Origin of the sequence: Rhodoferax bucti, assembly GCF_005876985.1 — a bacterium.
Classification (GTDB): domain Bacteria; phylum Pseudomonadota; class Gammaproteobacteria; order Burkholderiales; family Burkholderiaceae_C; genus Allorhodoferax; species Allorhodoferax bucti.
The window spans coordinates 535,028-547,466 of record NZ_VAHD01000002.1 but is presented as its reverse complement, the minus strand read 5'-3'; the positions used below and the strand labels follow the sequence as shown (position 1 = coordinate 547,466).

Annotated in this window: 14 protein-coding genes and 1 tRNA gene; 2 read left to right on the top strand and 13 right to left on the bottom strand. The window is 57.0% G+C overall.

The genetic code is table 11. The features are described from left to right. Positions 1–8: 8 nt before the first annotated feature. The 12 genes from nuoF to rpsO form a co-directional block, all read right to left on the bottom strand. Positions 9–1,361, bottom strand: coding sequence for an NADH-quinone oxidoreductase subunit NuoF (gene nuoF / locus FDM28_RS09185; RefSeq protein ID WP_138514847.1), 1,353 nt, complete (start codon positions 1,359–1,361; stop codon positions 9–11). Continuing rightward, on the bottom strand, positions 1,358–1,849 hold the full coding sequence (gene nuoE / locus FDM28_RS09180) for an NADH-quinone oxidoreductase subunit NuoE (protein ID WP_138514846.1): 492 nt from the start codon (positions 1,847–1,849) through the stop codon (positions 1,358–1,360). Before nuoE ends, nuoF begins: the two co-directional genes overlap by 4 nt. Then, positions 1,846–3,099 (bottom strand): NADH-quinone oxidoreductase subunit D, encoded by a 1,254-nt coding sequence (locus tag FDM28_RS09175; RefSeq protein ID WP_138514845.1) that lies wholly within the window; start codon positions 3,097–3,099, stop codon positions 1,846–1,848. Before FDM28_RS09175 ends, nuoE begins: the two co-directional genes overlap by 4 nt. A gap of 11 nt (positions 3,100–3,110) precedes the next feature. Further along, positions 3,111–3,719, bottom strand: coding sequence for an NADH-quinone oxidoreductase subunit C (locus tag FDM28_RS09170; RefSeq protein ID WP_138514844.1), 609 nt, complete (start codon positions 3,717–3,719; stop codon positions 3,111–3,113). A gap of 8 nt (positions 3,720–3,727) precedes the next feature. Further along, a complete protein-coding gene (locus FDM28_RS09165; protein ID WP_138514843.1) occupies positions 3,728–4,207 on the bottom strand; it encodes a NuoB/complex I 20 kDa subunit family protein in 480 nt (159 codons plus the stop codon). A 4-nt stretch (positions 4,208–4,211) separates the two neighbouring features. After that, positions 4,212–4,571, bottom strand: coding sequence for an NADH-quinone oxidoreductase subunit A (locus tag FDM28_RS09160; RefSeq protein ID WP_138514842.1), 360 nt, complete (start codon positions 4,569–4,571; stop codon positions 4,212–4,214). A 64-nt stretch (positions 4,572–4,635) separates the two neighbouring features. Further along, a tRNA-Leu gene (locus FDM28_RS09155) sits at positions 4,636–4,720 on the bottom strand. Between the two features lie 117 nt (positions 4,721–4,837). Then, the gene (secG, locus tag FDM28_RS09150; protein WP_138514841.1) at positions 4,838–5,197 is read right to left on the bottom strand and encodes a preprotein translocase subunit SecG; all 360 of its coding nucleotides are present in this window, start codon (positions 5,195–5,197) and stop codon (positions 4,838–4,840) included. Between the two features lie 25 nt (positions 5,198–5,222). Further along, the gene (gene tpiA, locus FDM28_RS09145; RefSeq protein ID WP_138514840.1) at positions 5,223–5,972 is read right to left on the bottom strand and encodes a triose-phosphate isomerase; all 750 of its coding nucleotides are present in this window, start codon (positions 5,970–5,972) and stop codon (positions 5,223–5,225) included. Continuing rightward, positions 5,969–6,982 (bottom strand): NAD(P)H-quinone oxidoreductase, encoded by a 1,014-nt coding sequence (locus tag FDM28_RS09140; protein WP_138514839.1) that lies wholly within the window; start codon positions 6,980–6,982, stop codon positions 5,969–5,971. Before FDM28_RS09140 ends, tpiA begins: the two co-directional genes overlap by 4 nt. Positions 6,983–7,050: 68 nt before the next feature. Continuing rightward, positions 7,051–9,156: a polyribonucleotide nucleotidyltransferase gene (gene pnp, locus FDM28_RS09135; RefSeq protein ID WP_138514838.1), complete on the bottom strand. Its 2,106-nt coding sequence runs from the start codon at positions 9,154–9,156 to the stop codon at positions 7,051–7,053. A gap of 218 nt (positions 9,157–9,374) precedes the next feature. After that, positions 9,375–9,641, bottom strand: a complete 267-nt coding sequence (gene rpsO, locus FDM28_RS09130) for a 30S ribosomal protein S15 (RefSeq protein WP_087494539.1) — start codon at positions 9,639–9,641, stop codon at positions 9,375–9,377. A gap of 322 nt (positions 9,642–9,963) precedes the next feature. Between rpsO and FDM28_RS09125 the strand changes: the two genes are divergently transcribed. Next, positions 9,964–10,353 (top strand): Hsp20/alpha crystallin family protein, encoded by a 390-nt coding sequence (locus FDM28_RS09125; RefSeq protein WP_138514837.1) that lies wholly within the window; start codon positions 9,964–9,966, stop codon positions 10,351–10,353. 79 nt (positions 10,354–10,432) lie between these two features. On the opposite strand, the gene tsaD is transcribed toward FDM28_RS09125, so the two are convergent. After that, entirely contained in the window at positions 10,433–11,488 is a 1,056-nt protein-coding gene (gene tsaD / locus FDM28_RS09120; RefSeq protein ID WP_138514836.1) for a tRNA (adenosine(37)-N6)-threonylcarbamoyltransferase complex transferase subunit TsaD, read from the bottom strand. A gap of 88 nt (positions 11,489–11,576) precedes the next feature. On the opposite strand from tsaD, the gene FDM28_RS09115 reads away from it, so the two are divergent. Then, positions 11,577–12,224, top strand: coding sequence for an ANTAR domain-containing response regulator (locus tag FDM28_RS09115; protein ID WP_138514835.1), 648 nt, complete (start codon positions 11,577–11,579; stop codon positions 12,222–12,224). Positions 12,225–12,439: the final 215 nt, after the last annotated feature.

Sequence of the window (12,439 nt, the reverse complement as noted above, 5' to 3'; positions counted from 1 at the left end):
GGACTCGCTCAAACGTAAGCAGGGACCATGCAGGTCTTGTGCTCTACGTGGTACTCAAATTCGTGACGGAAATGCTTGATCATCGCGCGCACAGGCATCGCAGCCGCGTCGCCCAACGCACAAATCGTACGTCCCTGAATGTTTTCAGCAACGTTATCCAGCAAATCCATGTCGCTGGGGCGCCCTTGGCCACCTTCAATACGATCCACCATACGCGACAACCAGCCCGTACCTTCACGGCACGGGGTACATTGGCCGCAAGACTCATGCATGTAGAAGTAGCTCAAGCGCTGCAAAGCTTTCACCATACAACGAGTTTCGTCCATCACAATAACTGCGCCTGAGCCCAACATGGAGCCCGCCTTAGCAATCGAGTCGTAATCCATGGTGCACTCCATGATCACGGAAGCCGGTAGCACAGGAGAGGATGACCCGCCGGGGATTACCGCTTTCAACTGACGGCCACCGCGAACACCACCCGCGAGTTCTAACAACTTCGAGAAAGGTGTTCCCATAGGAATTTCGTAATTGCCTGGGCGCTCCACATCACCACTCACCGAGTAGATTTTTGTCCCACCATTGTTTGGCTTTCCGCACTCCAGATACGCCTGCCCACCGTTGCGGATGATCCAAGGAACTGCCGCAAATGTTTCTGTGTTGTTGATGGTCGTGGGTTTACCGTACAAGCCGAAGCTGGCAGGAAACGGAGGCTTGAAGCGTGGCTGGCCTTTTTTGCCTTCCAAGGACTCCAGCAATGCTGTCTCTTCACCACAAATGTAGGCACCGAAACCGTGAGCTGCATGCAGTTGGAAACTGAAGTTACTGCCCAGGATGTTGTCACCCAAAAAGCCTGCAGCACGCGCTTCTTCCAGCGCGGCTTCGAAACGATCGTAGGACGCAAAAATTTCGCCATGGATGTAGTTGTATCCCACCGAAATACCCATGGCATAGGCTGCAATCGCCATACCTTCAATCACGATGTGCGGATTGAATTGAAGGATGTCGCGATCCTTGCAAGTGCCCGGTTCGCCCTCATCCGAATTACAAACCAAATACTTCTGCCCCGGAAACTGGCGAGGCATAAAGCTCCACTTCAGTCCGGTCGGGAAACCAGCGCCGCCACGACCGCGGAGGCCAGACTCTTTGACGGTTGCAATGACTTGGTCTTGCGTCAGGCCATCACCGCCATCTTTGCCCAAAATTTTGCGTAGTGCTTGGTATCCACCACGTGCCACATAGTCTTGCAGACTCCAATTCGAGCCATTGAGCCCGGCATAAATTTGGGGATTGATGTGTCGATCATGGAAGCAAGTCTCAGTACCTTGGGTACTGAATTGAGCCAAAATAGTATCTGCGCTCATACTTGTCCTTCCGACGCACGCAGTTGATCAACCAGCTGATCTAGCTTGTCGTTCGACATAAAACTGCACATCGCGCGGTCATTCACCAACATCACAGGAGCATCTGCACAAGCACCCAAGCACTCGCTTTGCTGCAGGGTGAACAAGCCGTCTTTCGTGGTCTCGCCCATGTGGATGCCCAATTTACCTTCGAGGTGATGCAAGGCCTTTTGCCCATCACGCAACTGACAAGGCAGATTAGTACACACATTCAACTTGAACTTACCAACCGGCCGCTGGTTGTACATGTTGTAAAAGGTAATCACCTCGTGCACAGCCATGGGGGCCATTCCGAGATGCTCTGCGATCACTTTTTCGCTGTCAGCACTCACAAAGCCCAGCTCTTGCTGAACGATAGCCAAACACGCCATCACCGCAGACTGCTTTTGATCTGACGGGTACTTGGCAACTTCGCGATCGAAGCGCAATTTAGTTGCGGCGGAGATCATCGGTCAATCTCTCCAAAAACAATGTCCATGGTTCCAATGATGGAAACAGCGTCGGCAATCATGTGGCCCTTTGCCATTTCATTCAGGCTTGCAAGATGCACAAATCCTGGTGGACGAATCTTCAAACGATAAGGCTTGTTAGCTCCATCACTCACGATGTAAATACCAAACTCGCCTTTGGGGTGCTCGACCGCTGCATAGGCCTCGCCCTCGGGCACGCGAAAGCCTTCGGTGAACAACTTGAAGTGGTGAATCAGCTCTTCCATGCTGGTCTTCATCGCTTCACGCGATGGAGGCGCCACCTTGTGGTTGTCCGTGATTACCGGACCTGGGTTGGCTTTCAACCAATCCACGCATTGCTTGATGATGCGATTAGACTGCTTCATCTCTTCCATGCGAACCAGATAACGGTCATACACGTCACCGGTTTTACCGACAGGGATATCAAACTCTACCTTGTCGTACGCATCGTAAGGCTGCTTCTTACGGAGATCCCATGCAATGCCAGAGCCGCGCAACATCGGACCGGAAAAGCCCATATTCAGGGCGCGCTCAGGGGATACAACTCCGATATTGACCGTGCGCTGCTTCCAGATGCGGTTCTCTGTCAGAAGCGTGTGGTACTCCTCCATGCACGCAGGGAAGCGCTGGGTGAAGTCATCAATAAAATCCAGTAATGAGCCTTTGCGGTTGCGGTTGAGCTCTTCCACACCTTTGGCATTGCGAATTTTGCTGGCCTTGAACTGCGGCATGGTGTCCGGCAAATCACGGTACACACCACCCGGACGGAAGTAGGCAGCGTGCATACGCGCACCGCTGGCAGCTTCGTACATATCAAACAGATCTTCGCGCTCGCGGAAGGTGTAGATGAGAATCGTCGAACTGCCGCAATCATTCCCGTGCGAACCCAACCACATCAAGTGATTCAATAAACGGGTGATTTCCGCATACATCACACGGATGTACTGGGCTCGGATTGGCACTTCGATACCCAACAGCTTTTCAATCGCAAGGCAATACGCGTGCTCATTGCTCATCATGGACACGTAATCCAAACGGTCCATGTAGGGCAAGGATTGGATGTAAGTCTTGCTCTCAGCCAATTTTTCCGTCGCGCGGTGCAGCAGACCGATGTGGGGGTCCGCCCGCTGAATCACTTCACCATCCAGCTCCAACACCAAGCGCAAAACTCCGTGCGCAGCAGGATGCTGCGGACCGAAGTTCAATGTGTAGTTTTTAATTTCAGCCATGCGTCAACTGCTTACTGCAGGCCTCCGTACTTGTCTTCCCGAATGATGCGCGGGGTAATCTCACGCGCTTCGATCGTGACCGGTTGATACACCACACGCGCTTGCTCAGCGTCGTAGCGCATTTCCACATGCCCGGCAAGAGGAAAGTCTTTACGGAATGGGTGGCCGATAAAACCGTAATCCGTCAGGATCCGGCGCAGGTCATCATGACCTTCAAAAATCACGCCAAACAAATCAAACGCTTCACGCTCAAACCAATTGGCAGAATTCCAAATGTCATTGACAGAAGCCACTACCGGCATATCGTCATCAGGCGCCATGACCTTCAAACGCAAACGCTGGTTTAAGCTGATAGATAGCAAATGACAAACGACGGCATAACGCAGGCCGTCGTAAGCACCGTCTTTGTATTCCGAATAGTCGACACCGCACAAATCCATCAGCTGCTCAAACTGGCAACCTGGTGCATTGCGCAAAGCCAGCGCAGCATCGTGGTAATGCTGAGCAGCAACCAGTACGGTCACCTCGCCCAAAGCCACGTCAATATGTTTTACCTTGTCACCCAGAGCAGCCACTACGGCAGCTTTGGTGACTTCAGGATGTACTGCAAAAGTAGTCATAGACAGTGTCAGGCCCGCGCGATGGTTTGAGTGCGACGGATTTTCTGCTGCAATTGCAAGATGCCATACAACAGTGCTTCCGCCGTTGGAGGGCAGCCGGGAACATAGACATCCACCGGAACGATGCGATCGCAACCGCGAACTACCGAATAGCTATAGTGGTAATAGCCACCACCATTCGCGCACGAGCCCATGCTGATAACCCAGCGTGGCTCAGACATCTGGTCGTACACCTTGCGCAAAGCAGGTGCCATTTTGTTGCACAGCGTGCCGGCAACAATCATCAAGTCGGACTGCCGCGGACTGGCGCGAAACACTTCGGAGCCGAAACGACTGATGTCGTAACGCGCAGCTGCCGCATGCATCATTTCCACCGCACAGCAAGCCAACCCAAACGTCATGGGCCAAATGGAACCGGTTTTTGCCCAATTCACTACCGAGTCGTAACTCGTCGTGACGAAGCCTTCATTCAAAACGCCTTCAATCATTGCGTTACTCCCAGTCCAGAGCGCCTTTTTTCCACATGTAGACGAATCCGATAGTCAGAATGACCACAAATTCGACACCGATCAAGAACCCAAACAAGCCGAGTTCTTTGAGGGCTACCGCCCAGGGAAACAGAAACGCTGTTTCCAAGTCAAACAAAATAAACAGAATGGCGACGAGGTAATAACGCACGTCGAACTTCATCCGAGCGTCTTCAAACGCCTCGAAGCCGCATTCATAAGGGGAGTTTTTTGCCGCATCAGGCTTGTTCGGCCCGAGGATGTAGCCGAGTACCTGGGGCACCACACCGATGCCGATACCGACCAAGATGAACAGCAGAACGGGGAGATATTGATCGAGGTTCATCTTGAGATTCTGATCACCGTGAATGCTCTTTGCAGACGTGACGCCTGCGCAAGCTGATTTTTTCTGGTGCCGTCGGCGAGACTCGAACTCGCACAGCTTTCGCCACTACCCCCTCAAGATAGCGTGTCTACCAATTTCACCACGACGGCGGCTCTCAGCTGACGAATTTGCGTGAGGAGCCTTTCGGCATTTGCTTATTCATCAGCCTTAGAGTTTACCCTGAATTTCCCTTGCTTTTAGTGAGGGAAAGGGTTTTAAAAAAAGGTTTATTTTGCAGGAATCTGTGCGGCACCAGACGCTGGCGCCGCAGGCACCATGTCTGCAGCAGGAGCCGCCGCCGGAGCTACCACAGCAGCACCTTCCAAGACCGAGCCGGAGCTGGCAGGACGCAGGTTGCCGAAATAGGCCAACGCCAAGGTCGCCACAAAAAATACAGTGGCCAACACCGCTGTCGTGCGGGACAAGAAGTTGGCACTGCCGCTGGCACCGAACAAGCTGCCGGAGCCACCGCTGCCGAAAGCAGCGCCCATGTCAGCACCTTTGCCGTGCTGCACCAGGATCAAGCCAATCATGGCCACAGCCGACAACAATTGCACGGTCAAGATGATGGTAATAACGATGTTCATAAACGACTCCTAGTATCAAATTCAATCAGGCTGCCGAGGCGGCAGCGATGATGGTCAAAAAGTCCGCAGCCTTCAATGAAGCGCCACCGACCAGTCCACCATCAATGTCTTTTTGGCCCAGCAGTTGCTGCGCATTGGCGGCATTCATGCTGCCTCCGTACAAGATGTGCACACGGTCTGCATGAGGCGTTGCCGCAGCCAGCTGCGCACGCAACACGGCATGCACTTCCTGCGCCTGCTCCGGCGTCGCGGTCTTGCCTGTGCCGATGGCCCAGACAGGCTCGTAAGCCACCACGATTTCGCTGATGCAATGACCATTGGTATGGATTACCGCAGCGAGTTGGCGCTTTACAACCTCTTCCGTTTTACCGGCTTCACGTTCTTCCAGCGTTTCGCCGACACACACAATCGGTGTCACGCCGCAAGACAATGCTTTTTGAGCCTTCAGCGCCACTACTGCATCGGTCTCACCATGGTATTGGCGGCGCTCGGAGTGGCCGACGATGGCGTAACGAATACCCAAGTCACGCAACATACCCGCAGACATTTCACCGGTGTAGGCACCGGCGTCATGCGCGGAGACATCTTGCGCGCCCACGGCAATCGCACCGCCGTGCGTGATGGTCGCGACCTGCTGCAAGTACACAGCAGGGGCACACACCGCCACCCAGCAAGGGTTAGCAGGCATACCCGCCGACAATTGCTCCAGCAGCGCCGCATTCGCAGCCACGCCGCCATTCATTTTCCAGTTGCCGGCAATCAGTTTCTTTTTCATGCGGGTTCCCAATTCAAAACAAGCTTTCCAATATGCGCATTGCTTTCCATCACGGCATGTGCATCTGCAGCCGCGGTAGACAGATCGCCAGTCGCCACAGTAAATACACGATGCACCACCGGACGAACCACCTTTTGCTCTAACAACGGCCACACCTGCTGCCGTAACGCAGCAGCAATAGCCGCTTTGAAAGCGACCGGCCGTGCACGCAAGGTAGATCCTGTAATCGTCAAACGCTTGCGCAAAACCAAACCTGCGTTGAGCTCCGACTGCACGCCACCTTGCACGGCAATGATGACCAAGCGCCCCTCTTCCGCCAGGCACTGCACCTCTTTGGCGACATAGGGGCCAGCCACCATGTCCAGAATGACGTCGACGCCCCGCCCCTGCGTAATACGTAAGGTCTCTGCTTCAAAGTCCTGGCTGCGGTAGTTGATCGCAAAATCAGCCCCCAAGGCCAGGCAAGCTACACATTTGTCATCGGAGCCAGCGGTGGCAATCACGGTAGCACCGCGCGCTTTTGCCAGCTGAATCGCCGTCACGCCAATACCGCTGGTGCCACCTTGCACCAGCAACACCTCGCCCGCTTTCAGTTGGCCACGATCGAACACGTTGCTCCACACCGTAAAGCAGGTTTCGGGCAGGCTCGCAGCCTCCACATCCGACCATCCTGCGGGCACCGGTAGACACTGGGCTATGGGTGCTACACACAACTCCGCATAACCGCCACCGGCGACGAGAGCACACACCCGATCGCCGATTTGAAAACCGGCCTCGGCCATCGCATGCACATTGCCATCGACAATCGTGCCCGCGATCTCCAGGCCCGGAATATCGGATGCACCGGCAGGCGCCGGGTACTTGCCCAAACGCTGCAGCACATCCGGCCGGTTGATGCCGCTGGCAGTCACCCGAATGCACACCTCCCCTGCCCCCGCCACTGGCGCAGGGCGATGCACCAGACGCAAAACGTCCGGCGCGCCGGGAGAGGTGATTTCAAATGCTCGCATATCAAATTGACCGGTAGCGCCCACGCAATCTGCGCGAGCAGCTACCAAATCAATAGCAGACGAAAGGTTTACTCTTGCGCAGGGCGCTCGAGCAAAGCCTTCATGGACAGCTTGATGCGGCCCTTTTCGTCGGTTTCCAGAACCTTGACCTTGACGATCTGGCCTTCAGACAGGTAGTCCGTGACCTTCTCGACGCGCTCGTGGGCGATCTGGCTGATGTGCAACAAGCCGTCCTTGCCGGGCAGCAGGTTCACCAGGGCACCGAAGTCCAGGATCTTGGTGATCGGGCCTTCGTACACCTTGCCGATTTCGACTTCTGCAGTGATCTGCTCGATGCGGCGCTTGGCTTCTTCAGCCTTGGCTGGATCGCTGGAAGCGATGGTGATGGTGCCGTCTTCCTCGATGTTGATCTGGGTGCCGGTTTCTTCGGTCAGGGCACGGATCACAGAACCGCCCTTGCCGATCACGTCACGGATCTTCTCGGGGTTGATCTTGAAGCTGAACAAACGGGGCGCGAAGTTGGACACTTCAGTGCGGGCTTCCGCCATGGACTTTTGCATTTCGCCCAGGATGTGCACGCGCGCTTCCTTGGCCTGCGCCAATGCCACTTGCATGATTTCCTTGGTGATGCCTTGGATTTTGATGTCCATCTGCAGCGCGGTAATACCGTTGGTGGTACCGGCAACTTTGAAGTCCATATCGCCCAAGTGATCTTCGTCACCCAGGATGTCGGTCAACACCGCAAAGCGGTTGTCTTCCTTGATCAAGCCCATGGCGATACCGGCCACGTGTGCCTTCAAAGGCACACCTGCGTCCATCAGGGACAAGCAGCCGCCGCACACGGACGCCATGGAAGACGAGCCGTTGGACTCGGTGATTTCAGACACGACGCGCAGGGAGTACGGGAACTCTTCTTTGGTCGGCAACACAGCGACCAGAGCACGTTTGGCCAAACGGCCGTGACCGATTTCGCGGCGCTTGGGCGTACCCACGCGGCCGGTTTCGCCGGTGGCGAAGGGAGGCATGTTGTAGTGCAGCATGAAGCGGTCTTCGTACTCGCCGCTCAAGGCGTCGATACGCTGCGCATCACGCTCGGTACCCAGGGTAGCGATCACCAAAGCCTGGGTTTCGCCACGTGTGAACAAGGAAGAGCCGTGGGTGCGGGGCAGCACGCCGTTACGAATTTCGATAGCGCGCACAGTGCGTGTATCGCGACCGTCGATACGGGGCTCGCCTGCCAGAATCTGGCCGCGCACGATCTTGGCTTCGATGTCGAATAACAGGCCTTCGACCTTGACGCTGTCGAACTCGACGCCGTCGGCCTTCAAACCGGCAAACACGTCTGCGTAGGCAGCGCGGCAGGCTTGGGTACGGGCTTGTTTGTTACGGATTTGGTAAGCAGCGACCAGCTTGTCTTTGCCGTGGGCATCAACCTTGGCGATCAAGGCTTCGTCACGGGCAGGCGCCTTCCAGTCCCACACGGGCTTGCCAGCGTCACGCACGAGTTCGTGGATGGCGTTGATGGCGGTCTTGCTCTGCTCGTGGCCGTAGACCACAGCGCCCAACATCACTTCTTCGGACAGCTGTTGTGCTTCAGACTCGACCATCAACACAGCGGCTTCGGTACCAGCAACCACCAAGTCCATGATGGAATCTTTGCGTGCGGTCTGGCCGGGGTTCAACACGTATTCGCCGTTGACGTAACCCACGCGGGCTGCGCCGATGGGGCCGTTGAACGGGATGCCGGAGATAGACAAGGCCGCGCTCACCGCGATCATGGCGGCAATGTCAGCATCCACTTCGGGGTTCAGGGACACGGTGTGCACCACCACGTGCACTTCGTTAAAGAAGCCTTCGGGGAACAGAGGGCGGATGGGGCGGTCGATCAGACGACTGGTCAGCGTTTCAAATTCGCTGGGGCGGCCTTCGCGCTTGAAAAAGCTGCCGGGGATCTTGCCTGCGGCGTAAGACTTTTCGAGGTAGTCAACGGTCAGGGGGAAAAAGTCCTGGCCGGGCTTGCCTTCGGTCTTGCCGACCACGGTGGCCAGCACCACGGTGCCGTCCATGTCCAGCAACACAGCGCCGGTGGATTGGCGAGCGATTTCGCCGGTTTCCATGGTCACGGTGTGCTGACCCCATTGGAAGGTCTTGGTAACTTTGTTGAAAATGCTCATGGTGAATCTCCTGTGAGTATCAAGTTGTTCGGGGGATGCAGGCCATCCCGCCACAGCCCGGATTCCACAACACAGTCCACGATGCCATTCCAGAAACACTGCCCATTTGAGGGCAACGGCTTTGGAATGACACAGCTTCGTTCTGTTTTTGCAGTCTCCGAAGTAAAAAACGCCTGAGCTAGTGACCTAACTCAGGCGTTCGTCATTCAGTCAGTCGCTTACTTGCGCAGACCCAATTTCGCGATCAGGGCCACATAGCGGTCGTGGTCCTTGGAGTTCAAGTAGTCCAACAGCTTACGGCGACGGCTCACCATGCGCAGCAAACCGCGACGACCGTGGTGGTCTTTGGCGTGGGTCTTGAAGTGAGGAGTCAGCTCGTTGATACGGGCTGTCAGCAGTGCCACTTGCACTTCTGGGCTACCGGTGTCACCGGCGGAACGGGCGTTGTCTTTGACAACAGCAGCTTTGATGCTGGAAGCGATCATGTGTTTTTCCTTGTGATGTTTTGACTTGCGCCAAGTGCTGGAACGGCTCTTGGCGTGCGCCCTGCCCAATGCAAAGCCTATCAATTATAGCCCGAAGCACCTGCGTGGTGAAACCACCCGTTCCGCGAGTACCTGAAAGCCTTGACAACACAAGACCCCAAACCACGGCAAACCCGCGCCAGATAACGGCTTTCACGCCATTTTCAAGAGGCATTTTTAGAGAATAAATTCAGCCGTTTTGGCTTGAATTGCCCCGCACCGCGCTCAGTTAGGGAACAAGCGGCAATCACGGTGAGCGCCGCGCACGATAAGGAATCGCATCATGTTCTTCGCAACCGCCCCCGCCGCTTTTCAAGCTTCTGTGCGCCGTCCCGCCTACGCCGGCAGCGGCCGTGCCGTGGAGCGCTTTTTGAGCGACGCCCTGCTCTCCGCCCGCCAGTCCGGCGCCGCTTACACCCAAGACGACACCAGCTTCACCCTGAGCCTGGACATGCCCGGCATTAGCAAGGAACACTTGCGCATTGCGATTGACGGCGCCGTGGTCCGCGTCCAAAGCAAGGATGACGCACCACGCCAGTACCGCACCGCCTATGAGCTGCCGCAAGACATCGACAGCGCCCTGAGCGAAGCCAAGCTGGAAAACGGCGTGCTGACCTTGAAACTGGTCAAAAAAGTGCCGGTAGACACCTCGGCTGAACTCACCATCCAGTAAACACCCCACGCAACCTGCTGAAGGTTGCTACTAAAACAGGAGCTGCTCGCGCAATCTAGACCTGCGCTAGCGGCTCTTTTTATAGGGAATGCAGGGGCCAGCGGGGCTTTACGTCAAACGCGTAGTCGGTCACGGCCTGCTGCAAGCCGCTTTGCAGGCGCATGGCGGCTGCCATGGCGATCATGGCGCCGTTGTCGGTGCACAAATGCAGCTCGGGGTAATGCACCCGCACGCCGCGCTTGGCGCATTCGGCATTGAGTTGCTCGCGCAGCTTGCGGTTCGCGCCGACGCCGCCGGCCACCACCAAACGCTTCAAACCCGTCTGTTTGAGTGCTTTAACAGACTTTTTCAGCAAAACTTCCACGATAGCCGCCTGGGTGGACGCGGCCAAGTCGGCCTGCTGCTGCGCAGGCAAATCCTGAAAATGGGTGACACCACCGGCCGTCACCATGCGCTGGCTTTGCACCAGCACCGCAGTTTTGAGTCCGGCGAACGAAAAGTCGAGGTTGCCACTGTGCAGCAAGGGCCGTGGCAAGGCGTAGGCCTTGGGGTCGCCCGCCTCCGCCAGCTTGGAGAGCAATGGCCCACCGGGATAGGCCAGCCCCATGAGCTTGGCCGATTTGTCAAAGGCTTCGCCGGCCGCATCGTCAATGGTTTCACCCAACAGCTCGTAGCGCCCGACGCCGTCCACCCGCATCAGCTGGGTGTGGCCACCCGACACTAGCAAAGCCACAAAGGGAAACTCCGGCGGGTCTTCGCTCAAAAAGGGCGATAGCAAATGCCCCTCCAGATGGTGCACGCCCAACACCGGCTTGCCCAAGGCGGCACCCAGCGCACAGGCTACACCCGCCCCCACCAGCAAGGCGCCGGCCAAGCCGGGCCCACGGGTGTAGGCCACCACATCCACTTCTTGCAAGCTGCGCCCGCTGTCGGCCAACACCTGACGGGTCAGGGGCAGCACGCGGCGGATGTGGTCGCGGCTGGCCAGTTCAGGCACCACGCCGCCGAAGGCCTGGTGCATCTCAATCTGGCTGTGCAGGGCGTGGGCCAGCAGCGTGGGCACTGCGTCGCCCTGCGACTGCACCATGGCCACACCTGTTTCATCACACGACGACTCAATCCCCAACACCAGCATGCTTGATTCCTTCAGAGGCGCCGAGTGTAGAGGATGGCTTTGGAAGGCGGGCTCGTGAATTGGCGCAGTTCTTGCTGCCGGCACTCCTATGACTACGCCACTGCGCATTGTTGTGATCAGCTCCGACCTGGTCGTACACGACCTGGAGGACACCCATGCGCTGGAGCAGGCGGAGCGCTCGCGCAGCCTGCGCATCGGGTTGCTGGAAAACGGCTTCAACCTGATCGCCTCCCTACCTGCCGACGTGTATCTGACCGAACGGCTGGCGCAGCTGCAGCCCGACATGATCATCGTGGACGCCGAGAGCGATGCCCGGGACGCACTGGAGCACGTGGTCATGGCCACGCGGGATGCGCGCCGGCCTATCGTGATGTTCACCAACGACCACGACAGCCGCACCGCCCGCGAGGCAGTGGCGGCCGGCGTGTCGGCCTACATCGTCGCGGGGCTGCAAGCCGAGCGCATCCGCCCGATTCTGGATGTGGCCATGGCCCGCTTCGAGCAAGACCAAGCATTGCGCCGCGAGCTCGCCGACACCCGCAACGAGCTCAACGAACTCTCCACCGCCTTGCAAGACCGCAAGGTCATCGACCGCGCCAAGGCCCTGCTGATGCAACGCCAGCAACTCAGCGAAGACGCGGCCTACGCCAAGCTGCGCAAAACCGCGATGGACAAGAACCTCAAGATGGTGGAAGTCGCCCAGCGCATGCTGGATGTGGCAGACCTGCTGGGCTGATGCACACCGGCGGTGCCATACCGATGGTGCAGTGCACAAATGCAGTGCAAAAACCCTCTGAAAAACATGGCACAGACATTGCGTAATAGCTGACAAGACCGGTAACGGTCATGCAAACACCCTGTCTAACGGCGGGCGGGGTGGATGCAACAGGACAAAGGCGTCCCCACGGGTTTGATTGCGCACCGCGCATCGAACCCCGTGTGGACGCCTTT

Coding starts and splice junctions, on each gene's coding strand:
- nuoF (WP_138514847.1), bottom strand. CDS start 1,361: ATGAGCGCAGATACTATTTTGGCTCAATTCAGTACCCAAGGTACTGAG.
- nuoE (WP_138514846.1), bottom strand. CDS start 1,849: ATGATCTCCGCCGCAACTAAATTGCGCTTCGATCGCGAAGTTGCCAAG.
- FDM28_RS09175 (WP_138514845.1), bottom strand. CDS start 3,099: ATGGCTGAAATTAAAAACTACACATTGAACTTCGGTCCGCAGCATCCT.
- FDM28_RS09170 (WP_138514844.1), bottom strand. CDS start 3,719: ATGACTACTTTTGCAGTACATCCTGAAGTCACCAAAGCTGCCGTAGTG.
- FDM28_RS09165 (WP_138514843.1), bottom strand. CDS start 4,207: ATGATTGAAGGCGTTTTGAATGAAGGCTTCGTCACGACGAGTTACGAC.
- FDM28_RS09160 (WP_138514842.1), bottom strand. CDS start 4,571: ATGAACCTCGATCAATATCTCCCCGTTCTGCTGTTCATCTTGGTCGGT.
- secG (WP_138514841.1), bottom strand. CDS start 5,197: ATGAACATCGTTATTACCATCATCTTGACCGTGCAATTGTTGTCGGCT.
- tpiA (WP_138514840.1), bottom strand. CDS start 5,972: ATGAAAAAGAAACTGATTGCCGGCAACTGGAAAATGAATGGCGGCGTG.
- FDM28_RS09140 (WP_138514839.1), bottom strand. CDS start 6,982: ATGCGAGCATTTGAAATCACCTCTCCCGGCGCGCCGGACGTTTTGCGT.
- pnp (WP_138514838.1), bottom strand. CDS start 9,156: ATGAGCATTTTCAACAAAGTTACCAAGACCTTCCAATGGGGTCAGCAC.
- rpsO (WP_087494539.1), bottom strand. CDS start 9,641: ATGATCGCTTCCAGCATCAAAGCTGCTGTTGTCAAAGACAACGCCCGT.
- FDM28_RS09125 (WP_138514837.1), top strand. CDS start 9,964: ATGTTCTTCGCAACCGCCCCCGCCGCTTTTCAAGCTTCTGTGCGCCGT.
- tsaD (WP_138514836.1), bottom strand. CDS start 11,488: ATGCTGGTGTTGGGGATTGAGTCGTCGTGTGATGAAACAGGTGTGGCC.
- FDM28_RS09115 (WP_138514835.1), top strand. CDS start 11,577: ATGACTACGCCACTGCGCATTGTTGTGATCAGCTCCGACCTGGTCGTA.